Here is a 15,958-nt window from a genome sequence, read left to right as displayed (position 1 = left end):
GTGTGAGCACTACACGCAATCAATATCATTAGGTAAGGAGGTGATCCAACCGCAGGTTCCCCTACGGTTACCTTGTTACGACTTCACCCCAGTCATGAATCACAAAGTGGTAAGCGCCCTCCCGAAGGTTAAGCTACCTACTTCTTTTGCAACCCACTCCCATGGTGTGACGGGCGGTGTGTACAAGGCCCGGGAACGTATTCACCGTAGCATTCTGATCTACGATTACTAGCGATTCCGACTTCACGGAGTCGAGTTGCAGACTCCGATCCGGACTACGACGTACTTTATGAGGTCCGCTTGCTCTCGCGAGTTCGCTTCTCTTTGTATACGCCATTGTAGCACGTGTGTAGCCCTACTCGTAAGGGCCATGATGACTTGACGTCATCCCCACCTTCCTCCGGTTTATCACCGGCAGTCTCCTTTGAGTTCCCGCCATTACGCGCTGGCAACAAAGGATAAGGGTTGCGCTCGTTGCGGGACTTAACCCAACATTTCACAACACGAGCTGACGACAGCCATGCAGCACCTGTCTCAGAGTTCCCGAAGGCACTAAGCTATCTCTAGCGAATTCTCTGGATGTCAAGAGTAGGTAAGGTTCTTCGCGTTGCATCGAATTAAACCACATGCTCCACCGCTTGTGCGGGCCCCCGTCAATTCATTTGAGTTTTAACCTTGCGGCCGTACTCCCCAGGCGGTCGACTTAACGCGTTAGCTCCGGAAGCCACGCCTCAAGGGCACAACCTCCAAGTCGACATCGTTTACAGCGTGGACTACCAGGGTATCTAATCCTGTTTGCTCCCCACGCTTTCGCACCTGAGCGTCAGTCTTTGTCCAGGGGGCCGCCTTCGCCACCGGTATTCCTCCAGATCTCTACGCATTTCACCGCTACACCTGGAATTCTACCCCCCTCTACAAGACTCTAGCTTGCCAGTTTCAAATGCAGTTCCCACGTTAAGCGCGGGGATTTCACATCTGACTTAACAAACCGCCTGCGTGCGCTTTACGCCCAGTAATTCCGATTAACGCTTGCACCCTCCGTATTACCGCGGCTGCTGGCACGGAGTTAGCCGGTGCTTCTTCTGCGAGTAACGTCAATGCACAGTGCTATTAACACTGAACCCTTCCTCCTCGCTGAAAGTGCTTTACAACCCGAAGGCCTTCTTCACACACGCGGCATGGCTGCATCAGGCTTGCGCCCATTGTGCAATATTCCCCACTGCTGCCTCCCGTAGGAGTCTGGACCGTGTCTCAGTTCCAGTGTGGCTGGTCATCCTCTCAGACCAGCTAGGGATCGTCGCCTAGGTGAGCCATTACCCCACCTACTAGCTAATCCCATCTGGGCACATCTGATGGCATGAGGCCCGAAGGTCCCCCACTTTGGTCCGAAGACGTTATGCGGTATTAGCTACCGTTTCCAGTAGTTATCCCCCTCCATCAGGCAGTTTCCCAGACATTACTCACCCGTCCGCCGCTCGTCACCCGGAGAGCAAGCTCTCCTGTGCTACCGCTCGACTTGCATGTGTTAGGCCTGCCGCCAGCGTTCAATCTGAGCCATGATCAAACTCTTCAATTAAAAGCTTGATTTGCTTCAACTCGTGAAGCGATGCTCGAAAATTAACTTTCGTAATAATCAGACCGTTGACGAATCAACCGACTGACTTATTGCTTGGTCACTCTTCAAGACTTGATATTTTTTTGAACCCGAAGGTTCTGGATATCGTCTTGTGGAGTGCCCACACAGATTGTCTGATAAATTGTTAAAGAGCAGTGAGTTAGCCGCCGTAGCTTGCTATCTCGAGGTGGCGTATAATACGCTTTCCTCTTTCAGAGTCAACCCCTAAATTTCAGGATTTTTTCTCTTCGAACCCCGGAGACTCTGTGAAGTTGTTCACATGTTCCGTGTCGATGGAGGCGCATTATAGGGAGTTCCTCGCAGGCCGCAACAGGTATTTTCGACAAAAACGATCGTTTGCTGCATTCCACAGCAAAAGCCCGCCTTATACCCTGTTGTGCACAAACTTATCCACAGAAGCCATTTGCACGGAAAATTTACGAGCGCCACGCAAACGTTTTCGCTACAATTCCCCGCGACGAAACGCTCCCCTTTTTATGGGGGCGTTACCTGAATTTGTGCCCGATGCCCCCTTTATAGAGAGAAAAACCTTTCCTTATAGAGAGTAGAAGGTGGAAATTCACGTAACGCTCTTTTATTGCGACTCCAAAGCCAAGGGATAAAACCATGCAACAACCTCGTCCAATCCGCCGGGCCCTGCTCAGCGTCTCTGACAAAGCCGGTATCGTTGAATTCGCCGAAGCGCTTTCAAGCCGTGGCGTTGAACTGCTCTCCACTGGCGGTACCGCCCGCCTGCTGGCAGATGCCGGCCTGCCTGTTACCGAAGTTTCCGACTACACCGGCTTCCCGGAAATGATGGATGGACGAGTGAAGACGCTGCACCCGAAAGTACACGGCGGCATTCTGGGCCGTCGCGGCCAGGACGACGGCATCATGAGCCAACATGACATCAAGCCGATCGACATGGTGGTGGTAAACCTGTATCCGTTCGCCCAAACCGTGGCGCGCCCGGATTGCTCGCTGGCAGATGCAGTAGAGAATATCGACATCGGCGGCCCGACTATGGTGCGCTCTGCAGCCAAGAACCACAAAGACGTTGCCATCGTCGTCAAGAGCAGCGACTACGCCGCTATCATTACCGAGATGGATAACAACGACGGCTCACTGCAATACGTCACCCGTTTCGATCTGGCTATCAAGGCTTTTGAACACACCGCCGCTTACGACAGCATGATCGCCAACTACTTCGGCGCGCTGGTGCCGGCCTACCATGGCGACACCGAGCAACCTTCCGGTCGCTTCCCTCGCACGCTGAACCTTAACTACATCAAGAAGCAGGATATGCGCTACGGTGAAAACAGCCACCAGCAGGCCGCCTTCTATATAGAAGAGAATGTTCAGGAAGCTTCTGTCGCCACCGCCGATCAGCTACAGGGCAAAGCGCTGTCGTACAACAACATCGCCGATACCGATGCGGCGCTGGAGTGCGTGAAAGAGTTCGTCGAACCGGCCTGCGTTATCGTCAAGCATGCCAACCCCTGTGGCGTGGCGATAGGCGACGATATTCTGGCAGCCTATGAACGTGCCTATCAAACCGATCCTACCTCCGCGTTCGGCGGCATCATCGCCTTCAACCGCGAACTGGACGCCGCCACTGCGCAGGCCATCATCAGTCGTCAGTTTGTGGAAGTGATTATCGCACCTGGCATCAGCCAGGAAGCGCGTTCCCTGCTGGCTGCCAAGCAGAACGTCCGCGTGCTGGCCTGCGGCCAATGGCAGCAACGCGTTGCCGCTCTGGACTTCAAGCGCGTCAACGGGGGCTTGCTGGTGCAGGATCGCGATCTGGGCATGGTAAGTGAAAGCGATCTGCGCGTAGTGTCCGAACGCCAACCTACCGCTCAGGAATTGCGTGATGCGCTGTTCTGCTGGAAAGTGGCCAAGTTTGTTAAGTCCAACGCAATTGTTTATGCGCGCGACAACATGACCATCGGCATAGGCGCGGGGCAAATGAGCCGCGTTTACTCAGCCAAGATCGCGGGCATCAAAGCCGCCGACGAAGGTCTGGAAGTCAAAGGCTCCGCCATGGCGTCCGACGCCTTCTTCCCGTTCCGTGACGGTATCGATGCCGCGGCAGCCGTTGGCATCACCTGCGTGATCCAACCAGGCGGATCGATCCGCGATGATGAAGTGATTGCCGCCGCCAACGAACACGGCATTGCGATGATCTTTACCGATATGCGTCACTTCCGCCATTAATCCTTTTTGCTGCGTGCGCTGCGGCGCACGCCCTTCGTGGAGCACCTGATGAACATTTTAATTATCGGCAACGGCGGACGCGAACACGCGCTGGCCTGGAAAGCCGCCCAATCACCGCTGGCGGACAAAGTTTACGTAGCGCCGGGCAATGCCGGTACCGCGCTGGAACCCAGTCTTACGAACGTCGAGATCTCCGCGACCGATATTCCAGCCCTGCTCGCTTTTGCCCAGAGCAACGATATCGGCCTCACTATTGTCGGGCCGGAAGCGCCGTTGGTGATCGGCGTGGTTGACGCCTTCCAGGCCGCCGGTCTGAAAATCTTTGGCCCCTCTCAGGCCGCAGCCCAGTTAGAAGGCTCTAAAGCCTTCACCAAAGATTTCCTGGCGCGCCATAATATCCCAAGCGCCGAGTATCAAAACTTTACCGAAGTCGAACCCGCGCTGGCCTATGTTCGCAGTAAAGGTGCCCCGATCGTCATCAAGGCTGACGGCCTGGCTGCCGGTAAAGGCGTGATTGTTGCCATGACGCTGCAGGAAGCGGAAGACGCCGTGCAAGACATGCTGGCAGGCAACGCCTTCGGCGATGCAGGCCACCGTATCGTGGTGGAAGAGTTCCTGGATGGGGAAGAAGCCAGCTTTATCGTCATGGTCGACGGTGAAAACGTGGTGCCGATGGCCACCAGCCAGGATCATAAACGCGTCGGCGATGGCGACACCGGCCCGAACACCGGCGGCATGGGGGCTTATTCCCCGGCGCCAGTGGTGACCGATGAAATCCACCAGCGCGCGATGGACCAGGTTATCTGGCCAACCGTGCGCGGCATGGCGGCGGAAGGAAACACCTATGTCGGTTTCCTTTATGCCGGGCTGATGATCTCTGCGGACGGTCAGCCGAAAGTCATTGAATTCAACTGCCGCTTTGGCGATCCGGAAACCCAGCCGATCATGGTGCGTCTGCGTTCCGATCTGGTTGAACTGTGCCTGGCCGGTGCGGAAGGCAAGCTGGATGAGAAAACGTCTGAATGGGATGAACGCCCTGCGTTAGGCGTAGTACTGGCTGCCGGCGGTTATCCGGGTGACTATAACAACGGTGAGGTCATTCAGGGTCTGCCGCAGCAAGAAAGCGCCGACGGTAAGGTATTCCATGCCGGCACCCGCATGCAGGGTAACGACGTGGTGACCAGCGGTGGCCGCGTGCTGTGCGTTACCGCACTGGGTGAAACGGTGGCTCAGGCGCAACAACGCGCTTACCAGTTGGCGGAAGGCATTCAGTGGCCAGGCAGCTTCTGCCGTAAGGACATTGGCTATCGTGCGATTGCACGCGGCAAATGATCTGAACGCCAATCTCTCAGGGCTCCGCCATGCGGGGCCTTTTTTATAGCTGATCTTCTTTCGGTTCCCAGCGGCAAAAATCTTCGTTTGCCACCAGCAGCAGTTCACGCCCTTCCGGCGCATCCAACCAGGCAATATTCACCGGTTGGCTGCTGTTGCGGGCGCGACGCTCAATCCAGGCTTCGGCACTGCCGTCCAGCCCAGGTTTCAACGTTTGCCCATCGCAGGTTTGCACCGTGCCCTGTTGCCAACGCCCCTGCAGCAGTTTCACATTGCCGGCACGCAACGCATTACTCACTTCAAGCACTCGACGCGCCTGGTATTGGTACAGCGCGATTTCATCGGCGGTCAGTTGTTCACGCCGCGTGGCCAGTTGGCGCTGCATAAAGCTCACTTCGCCGTCATCGGTGAAGCGAAGTTGGATCGAGTCACGATCGCCATCGGCATCGGTGCGTTTAATCTGGCGCAGTTCGCCGTTTTGGTATTCGTACAACGTGGTGACGGTGCCCGGGCCGCGATAAGGACTGTAGACGCTCATCAACACTTGTGGGCGGTGCCGATCGTCGTCTTTGCGCCACAGGCGAATAACGCCCTGGTCGGCCACAAAGCCGCTGGCACTAAAGGCAGGGGGATCTGAATGACTGCTGCAGGCGCTCAGGACACCGGCAAGGCCGATGACCATGAGCGCCTGTCGGATAAACAAAAGGGGCGCTTTTGCCCCCCTGTTTAATCTTTTCACCAACACGCAGTATTACTTAACCGCGTCTTTCAGTGCTTTACCAGAAACGAACGCAGGCACGTTAGCAGCTGCGATTTTGATTTCTTTACCAGTCTGCGGGTTGCGACCAGTGCGCTCGTTGCGGTGGTTGACCTTGAAAGTACCGAAACCAACCAATTGTACTGCATCACCTTCTTTCAGAGACTCAGTAATAGCAGCCAGGGTGGATTCCAGAGCCAGTTTAGCTTGTGCTTTGGAAAGGTCAGCCTTGTCCGCGATTACATCAATCAGTTGAGTCTTGTTCATAAGTTATCCTTACAGTGTGTTTATCGTTTGCAAAGCATCGAGTGCGACGGATATGCCGATTGACAGCACTCCCTGCATACACGCACCGATAGCCACTTTTTTTACGCCCCCCAAATGTAGACCAGACAGGGTGCGGATGTGAAGCCTTAAGGCATGACAAATCAGGCGTTAAATCACGTTTTCTTGCCTTATTGCGTTAAATTTATCCCGATATTACTTACCGCCGCCTCGCGGAGGTCGGAACGCAAGCCTTTGATCAGCTCTAAATCACGTTCTTCGCAGTCAGCCAACAGGCGGAAAATTTCCCATTGAATGTCCCATTCTTCCTCTACCGCAGGCAAAACCTTGAGCTCATCGTCGGTCATTTCTTTACCGGCCTGAGTCATTTCCAACATCGCCACGGTGCGAATTGACGTTTCGCTAATGGCGATGGCGTGCTCTAGCGTCTCCCCGCTGAGTCGCGAATGGATCAGTTCCCCTAATGCGATACAGGCGTCAATAGCCGGGTAAACGCCGTAAAGATCGTAATCTTCTGCCGAAGGTATCGCCTCTTCCAACTTCTCCAGCTGGCTGTCAAAGTTGACCTTGGCGTCCTTGACCACCAGCGTTTCCCACACCAAATCCAGAATACGGCGGTAAATCGCCGGATCGCCAAACTCGGTTTGCAGGCAGAACATCTGGTAATTCGGATACATACGCTCGCACAAACTGGCCATAAAGGTCAAATGTTGCCAGCTTTCAAGCTTTTCCAGACGTAAATGGATCGGGTTACGTAGCATTATTCACTCTCTTACGCGTTATCTGCGCCGCAGTGTACCCGAAATCGGTCATTGCGACACCTCTGGATGCTGCTGCAACCAGCGCTGGAAGGCCGGCCGGCGCGAGGCGATGGCATCGGCCCAGCGCGTAGGTTCCGGCAAACGGTAGCCCGCCATGCAACGTTGTACCCAGGCCAACGCACTGTCGGCCCCGACGCGGTGGCCGGTGGAGATAAACAACGGATTACAACGCGCCTTGCTACGCCACACCCAACCCAACTGCTCGCCTTTGTCTTCCAGTGGCGCCAACGCGCCTGCGGCGGCGTCCAAAGGGGCGAATTTACCGCACAGACGCTTTTTGGCGACGCCAATGGTCGGCACGTCGACCAGTAGGCCAAAATGGCTGGCAACGCCCAGACGTCGCGGGTGCGAGATACCATGGCCGTCGACAAAAACCAGGTCCGGCTTCTGCTGCAGTTGCCCCCAGGCCGCGAGCAACGCAGGGTATTCACGAAACGATAAAAAGCCGGGAATGTAAGGCAGGGTGGTCGCGACACGAGCCACCCGATACTCCACCAGCTCCAGCGATGGATAGCGCAGGATGGCAATGGCGGCACGCGTCACCTCACCTTCCTGTTCAAAGCCCACGTCGGCACCGGCAATAAAGGCCGGCGACTCGGTCCGGAAGTCATCGAAACGAATCACCTCCGAGGCGCGCTGCAATTGCTCCGCGCGCAGGGCTTGGGTATCTATCACATCCAGTCCTTAGCGATGGTATTTGCCCGATTGAGCGTGAACCGCCTCAACAAAGGCGCCGGCATTTTCTGGCGGCACATCCAAATGAATGCCGTGACCCAGGTTGAACACATGCCCTTCACCGTGACCGAAACCGGCCAGAATGGTTTCCACTTCCTGGGCAATACGCTCAGGCGACGCATACAGCATGGACGGATCCATATTGCCCTGCAGTGCCACTTTATCGCCTACACGTCGGCGCGCGTCGGCGATGTCGGTCGTCCAGTCTAGACCCAATGCGTCACAACCCGTGGCCGCCATGGCCTCCAGCCACTGGCCTCCGCCTTTGGTGAACAGCGTGACCGGCACGCGGCGGCCATCGTTTTCACGCAGCAGCCCATCGACAATCTTATGCATGTAATGCAAAGAGAATTCGCGGTAGTCACGGCCGGTCAGCACGCCGCCCCAGGTGTCGAAGACCATTACCGACTGCGCGCCGGCTTTGATCTGGGCATTGAGATACAAAATGACGCTGTCTGCCAGTTTATCCAGCAGCAGGTGCAGCGTAGCCGGTTCCGCGTACATCATTTTTTTCAGCTTGGTGAAGGCCTTGCTGCTGCCGCCTTCCACCATGTAGGTTGCCAGGGTCCATGGGCTGCCGGAGAAACCGATCAGCGGCACTTCGCCTTTAAGCTCGCGGCGGATAGTACGCACCGCGTTCATCACATAGCCCAGCTCCACTTCCGGATCGAAGGCCGGCAACTTGTCCACGTCGGCACGACAGGTAATGGGGGAAGAGAAACGCGGGCCTTCGCCGGTTTCGAAATACAGCCCCAGCCCCATAGCATCGGGAATGGTGAGGATGTCGGAGAACAGAATGGCCGCATCCAGCGGGAAGCGGCGCAATGGCTGCAGCGTAACCTCGCAAGCCAGTTCCGCGTTCTTGCACAGCGACATAAAATCACCGGCCTGGGCACGGGTGGCTTTGTACTCCGGCAAATAACGACCGGCCTGACGCATCATCCATACGGGGGTCACATCCACCGGCTGACGCAGCAGCGCGCGCAGGTAACGATCGTTCTTCAACTCATTCATTATGGGGCTCCCTTATTCATCTGCCGCTATTGTAGCGAGTTATTGCTCGCGGCATAAGGCTACGGTGTCCTCTATCAGGCGGCGCGCCACGGTGCCGGGCGGCGGCAACAGCGGCAACCGATCGTAGCGGTACCAGCCGGCGTTAAGCAGTTCTTTCGGATCGTGGCGGATCTCACCCCGGTGATAATCGGCCATAAAGGCCATCATCAGCGAATGCGGGAACGGCCAGGGCTGCGAAGTGACGTAACGCAGATTTTTGATTTCAATGTTACTTTCCTCCATCACCTCGCGTGCTGCCGCCTGCTCCAGCGTTTCACCGACCTCGACAAAACCGGCCAAGACGGTATGAATGCCGCCACGATGACGTACGTGCTGCGCCAGCAGGATCTCATCGTCACGCCGGATGGCAACGATCACGCAGGGCGCGATCTGCGGGTAGTAACGCTCCCGGCAATTGCCGCACAGGCAGGCGCTCTCGGTACGACTGAGGTGCATCTCGTGGCCACAGTAACCGCAGTAGCGATGGGAACGGTAGAAGTCGGCCAGCTGCACTCCCCGACCAGCCAGTTGGAACAGTCCGCGATCGAGCTCAAGCAGTTGACGCACCGAGCCCATTTCCTGCGGCATCGCCTGACGCACCAGCCAGACCGGCAACCCCTCCCATTCACCAATAGCCCGGGCCATCCGCCCCTGCAGGGAGAATGACGCCGCCAAACCGCACGGCAATTCACCGTTTGGTAACCAAAGTTTGCTTTCATGGCTGACGATCCACCAGCCATTTTCATTACCCGTTAATGCAAGTTCCATATCGTTGTTGCACAACCTCAGCTTCACTGGCACTCTACGAATCGGCCTTGTAACATTTTAATAACTTACTGTTACGTTTTATTACTTACGGAGTCAAACATGCTCAACCGTTTGGAAAGCCTGACTCAGCGCGTTGGTGGTAGTAATGAATTAGTTGATCAATGGCTTCAGGCTCGCAAGCAACTGCTGGTCGCCTATTGCACCCTCGTGGGCATTAAACCGAATAAAGAAAAGCATACGCCGCTGAATGAAAAAGCGCTGGAGAACTTTTGCCATAATCTGGTGGATTACCTCTCCGCCGGTCATTTTCATATCTATGACAGAATTATCAAGCAAGTGGAAGGCGCATCCAGTCCGAAAATGAGTCTGGCAGTCAACATCTATCCCAAGCTCTGGGCCAATACCGAGCAGATTATGGCTTTCCACGATCGCTATACCGAAGTGGATATCGATCAGGACGTATGCCTGGAATTCCATCAGGCATTGTCGGATATCGGTGAAACTCTGGCGGCGCGTTTTACCCTGGAAGATAAGCTGATCCTGCTGGCGGCCGATGCCTGGCAACAAGCGGTACCGGACCAGGCGCTGGATCAGGTTCGTTAGAATTTTGTAGTTTTTTTTATTATCCCTCCTATACTGGGGGGCATCTTGTCGGAGTGCCTAGCGCCTGATTTGTTCATCAAATTGGCCAGGCTGAGACCGTTAATTCGGGATCCGCGGAACCTGATCGGGTTAATACCCGCGAAGGGAACAAGAGTAATCTATCGCTACAGGCAGGTGATCCCAACAGGGATAATCCCGCCCTGTCGGCCAGCATCATTACTCCCTCCGAGCTCCAGACAAGCAACTTTCCCAACCCAACACACTGGTAGGAACTTGCTATGTCTAACGTTAAAAAACCCCGTGCCCGTAAAGAGCAACGCGAAGAAGCCCAGCAGTTTATCGATACCCTTCAAGGCGTTTCCTTTCCCAATTCACGCCGGATTTATCTGCAGGGCTCACGCAACGATCTGCAGGTGCCGATGCGTGAAATCCAGCTTAGCCCGACGCTGCTTGGCGGCGACAAAGACAACCCACGGTACGAGCCCAACGAAGCCATTCCGGTATACGATACCGCGGGTCCTTACGGCGATCCGCAATCTGAACTTAATGTGCATACCGGCCTGGTTAAACTGCGTGCAGGCTGGATAGCTGAACGCGGTGATACCGAAGAGCTCAATGGCGTCAGTTCCGGTTTCACCCAGCAGCGCCTGGCGGATGAAGGCCTGGATCACCTGCGTTTTGAACATCTGCCGCGGCCGCGCAAGGCGCAATCTGGCAAATGCGTCACCCAGTTGCACTACGCCCGCGCTGGCATAATCACCCCGGAGATGGAGTTTATCGCCATCCGCGAAAACATGGGCCGCGAGCGTATCCGCGGCGATGTCCTGCGCCAGCAGCATCCGGGCCAAAGCTGGGGCGCCAACCTGCCGGAGAACATCACGCCGGAATTCGTTCGGCAGGAAGTCGCCGCCGGGCGCGCCATCATTCCCGCCAATATCAACCATCCCGAATCCGAGCCGATGATCATCGGTCGCAACTTTCTGGTGAAAGTTAACGCCAATATCGGCAACTCGGCGGTGACCTCATCCATCGAAGAGGAAGTCGAGAAACTGGTCTGGTCCACCCGCTGGGGCGCGGATACGGTGATGGACCTGTCCACCGGCCGCTATATCCACGAAACCCGCGAATGGATCCTGCGTAACAGTCCGGTACCGATCGGCACGGTGCCTATCTATCAGGCACTGGAAAAAGTGAACGGCGTGGCGGAAAACCTGACCTGGGAAATGTTCCGCGATACGTTACTGGAGCAGGCAGAACAAGGCGTTGACTACTTCACCATCCACGCCGGCGTGCTGTTGCGCTATGTACCGATGACCGCCAAGCGCCTGACCGGCATCGTCTCACGCGGTGGTTCGATCATGGCTAAATGGTGTCTGTCACACCATCAGGAAAACTTCCTGTACCAGCACTTCCGTGAAATCTGCGAGATCTGCGCCGCCTATGACGTCTCACTGTCCCTTGGCGACGGCCTGCGCCCAGGCTCGATTCAGGACGCCAATGACGAAGCGCAGTTCGCAGAACTGCACACGCTGGGCGAGTTGACCAAAATTGCCTGGGAATACGACGTGCAGGTGATGATCGAAGGCCCTGGTCACGTACCGATGCAAATGATCCGTCGCAACATGACCGAAGAGTTGGAGCATTGCCACGAAGCGCCGTTCTACACCCTTGGCCCGCTAACCACCGATATCGCTCCGGGCTATGACCACTTCACCTCCGGTATCGGCGCCGCGATGATCGGTTGGTTCGGCTGCGCCATGCTGTGTTACGTCACGCCGAAGGAGCACCTCGGGCTGCCGAACAAAGAAGACGTCAAACAGGGGCTGATCACCTACAAAATTGCCGCCCACGCCGCCGATTTGGCCAAAGGCCACCCTGGCGCTCAGATCCGCGATAACGCCATGTCCAAGGCGCGTTTCGAATTCCGCTGGGAAGATCAGTTCAACCTGGCGCTCGATCCGGCTACCGCACGGGCTTATCACGACGAAACCCTGCCGCAAGAGTCCGGCAAAATCGCCCACTTCTGTTCCATGTGCGGCCCCAAATTCTGCTCGATGAAAATTTCGCAGGAAGTTCGCGATTATGCCGCCGCGCAGGAAGCCGCCAAACCGATAGAAGTACAACTCACCGGCATGGAAAAAATGTCGGCCGAGTTCCGTTCGCGCGGCAGCGAGCTCTACCACAGCGCAGGCAACCTGCAAGAGGAACTGAGCAATGACTGATATCACCACACCTTTCCCCGCCACCCCGCACAAGCTGGGGTTATACCCGGTAGTCGACAGTGTCGAATGGATTGCTCGCCTGCTGGATGCGGGTGTTACCACGATCCAACTGCGCATCAAGGATCTGCCGGATGAGCAGGTCGAAGTGGATATTGCCGCCGCCATTGCACTCGGTAAAAGGTACAACGCCCGGCTGTTTATCAACGACTATTGGCAATTGGCGATTAAACACGATGCCTATGGCGTACACCTGGGTCAGGAAGATCTGGAGACCACCGATTTGGCGGCCATTCACCGCGCCGGATTACGTTTAGGGGTTTCTACCCATGACGATACCGAACTGGCACGGGCCATTGCAGTGAAGCCTTCTTATATTGCGCTGGGGCATATCTTCCCGACGCAAACCAAAGACATGCCTTCCGCTCCCCAGGGCTTGGCAGAGCTGAAACGCCATATCCTCGGGCTGAGCAACTATCCGACGGTGGCGATCGGCGGGATCAGTATCGATCGCGTGGCGGACGTGTTGGCCTGCGGCGTCGGTAGCGTGGCGGTGGTCAGCGCCATTACTCAGGCGCCGGACTGGCGCGTCGCCACCGCTCAACTGCTGCAGCTGATCGAAGGCAAGGAGTAACCTCATGTTGAACGATCAAGAGTTTCTGCGTTACAGCCGCCAGTTACTGCTGGAAGACATTGGCCCGGAAGGCCAGGAGAAGCTAAAAGGTTCGACGGCGCTGATCGTCGGGCTCGGGGGCTTAGGCTCCCCTGCAGCGCTCTATCTGGCTGCCGCCGGCGTCGGTACTCTGTTGCTGGCCGATGACGATACGCTTCACGTCACCAACCTGCAGCGCCAGATCTTGTACCGCAGCCCCGACGTTGCAAAAAGCAAAGCCGCTTTGGCACAGCGCCAGCTGCAGGCACTGAATCCGATGGTCGAATCCATTGCGCTGGAACAACGGCTGCAAGGCGAAATCTTGCACCACGCCGTGGAACGCGCCGATCTCATTTTGGACTGCTGCGACAACATGGAAACCCGTCATGCAGTGAACGCTGCCTGCATCAGGGCCAACAAACCGCTTATCAGCGGCAGCGCGGTGGGCTTCAGCGGCCAGCTGCTGGTCATTGAACCGCCTTATGCCCACGGCTGTTACGCCTGCCTGTACCCGGAGCAAACCGAACCGCAGCGTAATTGCCGCACCGCCGGTGTACTCGGCCCGGTGGTCGGCGTCATAGGCACGCTGCAAGCCCTGGAGGCGATAAAAATGCTGGCGGGTATGCCTTCGTCACTCAACGGCAAGCTGCGGTTGTTCGACGGTAAGCAACAAAGCTGGAGCACCTTGCAACTCAGCCAGGCCAGCACCTGCGCGGTATGCGGAGGGACAGCATGAAAATCCGGCTTAATGATCAGCCGTTGGCATTGGCGCAGCCACTGAGCGTCGACGCACTGCTCGAGCAGTTGGAGCACCACCAGCCAGGTACGGCGCTGGCTATCAACCAAATCATCATCCCGCGTGCAGACTGGGCTAACCACCTGGTGCAAGACGGTGATGACATCCTGTTGTTTCAAGCGATCGCCGGAGGCTGACATGCTGCAAATCGCCGATACCCTCTTTACTTCACGCCTGTTTACCGGCACCGGCAAATTCGCCACCCCAACGCTGATGCTGGATGCCCTGCAGGCCTCCGGCTCGCAGTTGGTGACCATGGCGATGAAGCGCGTTGATCTGCGCGGCGGCAATGATGCCATTCTGGCCCCGCTGCAGCAGTTGGGCGTTCGCTTGCTGCCAAATACCTCAGGTGCCAAAACCGCTGCCGAGGCAGTGTTTGCCGCTCGGTTGGCGCGTGAAGCGCTCGGCACCCACTGGGTCAAACTGGAAATTCACCCTGACGTGAAATACCTGCTGCCAGACCCCATAGAGACCCTGAAAGCGGCGGAAACCTTGGTAAAAGAAGGTTTTGTGGTACTGCCTTACTGCGGTGCCGACCCGGTGCTCTGTAAACGGTTGGAAGAAGTGGGCTGCGCGGCGGTCATGCCGCTCGGATCGCCAATCGGTTCCAACCGGGGTCTGCGCACCCGCGACTTTCTGGAGATCATTATCGAGCAGGCCAAAGTACCGGTGGTGGTGGACGCCGGTATCGGTGCACCAAGCCATGCGCTGGAAGCCATGGAACTGGGCGCCGATGCGGTGCTGGTGAATACGGCTATCGCCGTGGCACGCGATCCCGTGCAGATGGCGCGTGCTTTCCGTTTGGCATTGGAAGCCGGCGAACTGGCGCGCCAGGCCGGTTTGGGCAGTAGCCAACGCGGTGCTGCGGCCTCCAGCCCGCTGACGGCTTTTCTCAGCCAGGCCGGGGAGGCGCTGTGATGGCCGATGATTTCAGCCGCCGCTGGCAGCAGTTGGATTGGGATGATATCTCGCTGCGCATTAACAGCAAGACGGCGCGGGATGTGGAGCGCGCACTCAATGCGGACAAGCTGACGCGCGAAGACTTTATGGCCTTGATCTCTCCCGCCGCCGCCCCCTATCTGGAACCCCTGGCGCAACGTGCACAACAACTGACTCGCCAGCGTTTTGGTAACGTAGTCAGCTTCTATGTTCCCTTATACCTGTCCAATCTGTGTGCCAACGACTGCACCTACTGCGGCTTTTCGATGAGCAATCGCATCAAGCGCAAAACCCTGGATGCCGCAGAAATCGAGCGCGAATGCCTGGCGATAAAAGCACTGGGTTTCGAGCATCTGCTGTTGGTGACCGGTGAACATCAAACCAAGGTGGGCATGGATTACTTCCGCCAGCATATTCCGGCGATCCGCCGCCATTTCAGTTCGCTGATGATGGAGGTGCAACCGCTGGCGCAAGAAGAGTATGCCGAACTGAAAACGCTGGGGCTGGATGGCGTGCTGGTGTATCAGGAAACCTATCATCCCGCCACCTATCTGCAGCATCACCTCCGTGGGCAGAAGCAGGACTTTCATTGGCGGCTGGCCACGCCGGATCGCCTGGGCCGCGCCGGGATCGACAAGATCGGTCTCGGTGCTCTGGTCGGGCTTTCCAACAGTTGGCGTACCGACTGCTATATGCTGGCCGAGCACCTGTTTTATCTACAGCAAACCTATTGGCAGAGCCGTTATTCCATCTCTTTCCCGCGCTTACGGCCTTGCGCCGGCGGCATCGAACCGGCGTCGATCATGAGTGAACCGCAACTGGTGCAACTGATCTGCGCTTTCCGACTGTTCGCGCCCGACGTGGAGCTTTCTTTGTCGACGCGTGAATCACCGTTCTTCCGCGATCACATGATCCCGGTGGCGATCAACAGCGTCAGTGCCGGATCCAAGACACAGCCCGGTGGCTATGCCGACGACGTGCCGCCTGAATTGGAACAGTTCGAACCGCACGATGGCCGTACGCCGCAGCAGGTGGCGCAAGCCATCAGCGATGCCGGATTGCAGCCGGTGTGGAAGGACTGGGACGGCTATCTGGGACGCAGCCCGCAATAAGCTGCAACGCCTTTGGCATCATGGGAAAAGCGGTGGAGGCACTGCGCAGAAGCG

General features: G+C 56.8%; 15 protein-coding genes, 1 rRNA gene and 1 riboswitch. Of the genes, 9 read left to right on the top strand and 7 right to left on the bottom strand.

The features are described from left to right. Positions 1–33 precede the first annotated feature (33 nt). Positions 34–1,576 (bottom strand): 16S ribosomal RNA (locus tag LQ945_RS14825). 666 nt (positions 1,577–2,242) lie between these two features. Here LQ945_RS14825 and purH point away from each other — a divergent pair. Both purH and purD read left to right on the top strand, forming a co-directional pair. Further along, the gene (gene purH, locus LQ945_RS14820) at positions 2,243–3,832 is read left to right on the top strand and encodes a bifunctional phosphoribosylaminoimidazolecarboxamide formyltransferase/IMP cyclohydrolase (RefSeq protein WP_182825547.1); all 1,590 of its coding nucleotides are present in this window, start codon (positions 2,243–2,245) and stop codon (positions 3,830–3,832) included. Positions 3,833–3,880: 48 nt separating this feature from the next. Further along, a complete protein-coding gene (purD, locus tag LQ945_RS14815) occupies positions 3,881–5,164 on the top strand; it encodes a phosphoribosylamine--glycine ligase (protein ID WP_270101079.1) in 1,284 nt (427 codons plus the stop codon). 43 nt (positions 5,165–5,207) lie between these two features. On the opposite strand, the gene LQ945_RS14810 is transcribed toward purD, so the two are convergent. The 6 genes from LQ945_RS14810 to nudC form a co-directional block, all read right to left on the bottom strand. Next, positions 5,208–5,846, bottom strand: a complete 639-nt coding sequence (locus LQ945_RS14810; protein WP_182825545.1) for a DUF1481 domain-containing protein — start codon at positions 5,844–5,846, stop codon at positions 5,208–5,210. Between the two features lie 69 nt (positions 5,847–5,915). After that, positions 5,916–6,188, bottom strand: a complete 273-nt coding sequence (hupA, locus tag LQ945_RS14805) for a nucleoid-associated protein HU-alpha (protein WP_012004757.1) — start codon at positions 6,186–6,188, stop codon at positions 5,916–5,918. A gap of 188 nt (positions 6,189–6,376) precedes the next feature. Further along, positions 6,377–6,967, bottom strand: coding sequence for a YjaG family protein (locus LQ945_RS14800; RefSeq protein WP_004953973.1), 591 nt, complete (start codon positions 6,965–6,967; stop codon positions 6,377–6,379). A gap of 48 nt (positions 6,968–7,015) precedes the next feature. Further along, positions 7,016–7,702: a deoxyribonuclease V gene (gene nfi / locus LQ945_RS14795; RefSeq protein ID WP_270101077.1), complete on the bottom strand. Its 687-nt coding sequence runs from the start codon at positions 7,700–7,702 to the stop codon at positions 7,016–7,018. A 9-nt stretch (positions 7,703–7,711) separates the two neighbouring features. Further along, positions 7,712–8,776: a uroporphyrinogen decarboxylase gene (hemE, locus tag LQ945_RS14790; RefSeq protein ID WP_020828729.1), complete on the bottom strand. Its 1,065-nt coding sequence runs from the start codon at positions 8,774–8,776 to the stop codon at positions 7,712–7,714. 39 nt (positions 8,777–8,815) lie between these two features. Beyond that, the gene (gene nudC / locus LQ945_RS14785; protein WP_182825543.1) at positions 8,816–9,583 is read right to left on the bottom strand and encodes an NAD(+) diphosphatase; all 768 of its coding nucleotides are present in this window, start codon (positions 9,581–9,583) and stop codon (positions 8,816–8,818) included. 99 nt (positions 9,584–9,682) lie between these two features. Here nudC and LQ945_RS14780 point away from each other — a divergent pair, with 99 nt between their 5' ends. From LQ945_RS14780 to thiH, 7 genes are all read left to right on the top strand, one after another. Next, positions 9,683–10,186 carry an Rsd/AlgQ family anti-sigma factor gene (locus LQ945_RS14780; RefSeq protein ID WP_044554717.1) on the top strand — a complete coding sequence of 168 codons (504 nt, stop codon included), beginning with the start codon at positions 9,683–9,685 and terminating at the stop codon, positions 10,184–10,186. A gap of 39 nt (positions 10,187–10,225) precedes the next feature. Beyond that, a riboswitch (TPP riboswitch) is annotated at positions 10,226–10,350 on the top strand. Between the two features lie 114 nt (positions 10,351–10,464). After that, positions 10,465–12,408 carry a phosphomethylpyrimidine synthase ThiC gene (gene thiC / locus LQ945_RS14775; protein ID WP_270101076.1) on the top strand — a complete coding sequence of 648 codons (1,944 nt, stop codon included), beginning with the start codon at positions 10,465–10,467 and terminating at the stop codon, positions 12,406–12,408. Next, entirely contained in the window at positions 12,401–13,039 is a 639-nt protein-coding gene (thiE, locus tag LQ945_RS14770; RefSeq protein WP_270101075.1) for a thiamine phosphate synthase, read from the top strand. Before thiC ends, thiE begins: the two co-directional genes overlap by 8 nt. A gap of 4 nt (positions 13,040–13,043) precedes the next feature. Then, positions 13,044–13,793, top strand: a complete 750-nt coding sequence (locus tag LQ945_RS14765) for a HesA/MoeB/ThiF family protein (protein ID WP_270101074.1) — start codon at positions 13,044–13,046, stop codon at positions 13,791–13,793. Next, the gene (thiS, locus tag LQ945_RS14760) at positions 13,790–13,990 is read left to right on the top strand and encodes a sulfur carrier protein ThiS (protein ID WP_270101073.1); all 201 of its coding nucleotides are present in this window, start codon (positions 13,790–13,792) and stop codon (positions 13,988–13,990) included. Before LQ945_RS14765 ends, thiS begins: the two co-directional genes overlap by 4 nt. A 1-nt stretch (position 13,991) precedes the next feature. Next, positions 13,992–14,771, top strand: a complete 780-nt coding sequence (locus LQ945_RS14755; protein WP_270101072.1) for a thiazole synthase — start codon at positions 13,992–13,994, stop codon at positions 14,769–14,771. Further along, positions 14,771–15,904: a 2-iminoacetate synthase ThiH gene (gene thiH, locus LQ945_RS14750; protein ID WP_182825539.1), complete on the top strand. Its 1,134-nt coding sequence runs from the start codon at positions 14,771–14,773 to the stop codon at positions 15,902–15,904. Before LQ945_RS14755 ends, thiH begins: the two co-directional genes overlap by 1 nt. Positions 15,905–15,958 lie beyond the last annotated feature (54 nt).

Source organism: Serratia liquefaciens, from assembly GCF_027594825.1.
GTDB lineage: Bacteria > Pseudomonadota > Gammaproteobacteria > Enterobacterales > Enterobacteriaceae > Serratia > Serratia liquefaciens_A.
The sequence above is the reverse complement of the archived record's forward strand: the minus strand, read 5'-3'. Positions and strand labels throughout refer to the sequence as shown.

What these genes read in the sequence shown, in the direction of transcription:
- purD (WP_270101079.1), top strand. Translation starts at nt 3,881, where the DNA reads ATGAACATTTTAATTATCGGCAACGGCGGACGCGAACACGCGCTGGCC.
- LQ945_RS14780 (WP_044554717.1), top strand. Translation starts at nt 9,683, where the DNA reads ATGCTCAACCGTTTGGAAAGCCTGACTCAGCGCGTTGGTGGTAGTAAT.
- nudC (WP_182825543.1), bottom strand. Translation starts at nt 9,583, where the DNA reads ATGGAACTTGCATTAACGGGTAATGAAAATGGCTGGTGGATCGTCAGC.
- hemE (WP_020828729.1), bottom strand. Translation starts at nt 8,776, where the DNA reads ATGAATGAGTTGAAGAACGATCGTTACCTGCGCGCGCTGCTGCGTCAG.
- thiH (WP_182825539.1), top strand. Translation starts at nt 14,771, where the DNA reads ATGGCCGATGATTTCAGCCGCCGCTGGCAGCAGTTGGATTGGGATGAT.
- thiE (WP_270101075.1), top strand. Translation starts at nt 12,401, where the DNA reads ATGACTGATATCACCACACCTTTCCCCGCCACCCCGCACAAGCTGGGG.
- thiC (WP_270101076.1), top strand. Translation starts at nt 10,465, where the DNA reads ATGTCTAACGTTAAAAAACCCCGTGCCCGTAAAGAGCAACGCGAAGAA.
- LQ945_RS14810 (WP_182825545.1), bottom strand. Translation starts at nt 5,846, where the DNA reads ATGGTCATCGGCCTTGCCGGTGTCCTGAGCGCCTGCAGCAGTCATTCA.
- purH (WP_182825547.1), top strand. Translation starts at nt 2,243, where the DNA reads ATGCAACAACCTCGTCCAATCCGCCGGGCCCTGCTCAGCGTCTCTGAC.
- thiS (WP_270101073.1), top strand. Translation starts at nt 13,790, where the DNA reads ATGAAAATCCGGCTTAATGATCAGCCGTTGGCATTGGCGCAGCCACTG.
- LQ945_RS14755 (WP_270101072.1), top strand. Translation starts at nt 13,992, where the DNA reads ATGCTGCAAATCGCCGATACCCTCTTTACTTCACGCCTGTTTACCGGC.
- LQ945_RS14800 (WP_004953973.1), bottom strand. Translation starts at nt 6,967, where the DNA reads ATGCTACGTAACCCGATCCATTTACGTCTGGAAAAGCTTGAAAGCTGG.
- LQ945_RS14765 (WP_270101074.1), top strand. Translation starts at nt 13,044, where the DNA reads ATGTTGAACGATCAAGAGTTTCTGCGTTACAGCCGCCAGTTACTGCTG.
- hupA (WP_012004757.1), bottom strand. Translation starts at nt 6,188, where the DNA reads ATGAACAAGACTCAACTGATTGATGTAATCGCGGACAAGGCTGACCTT.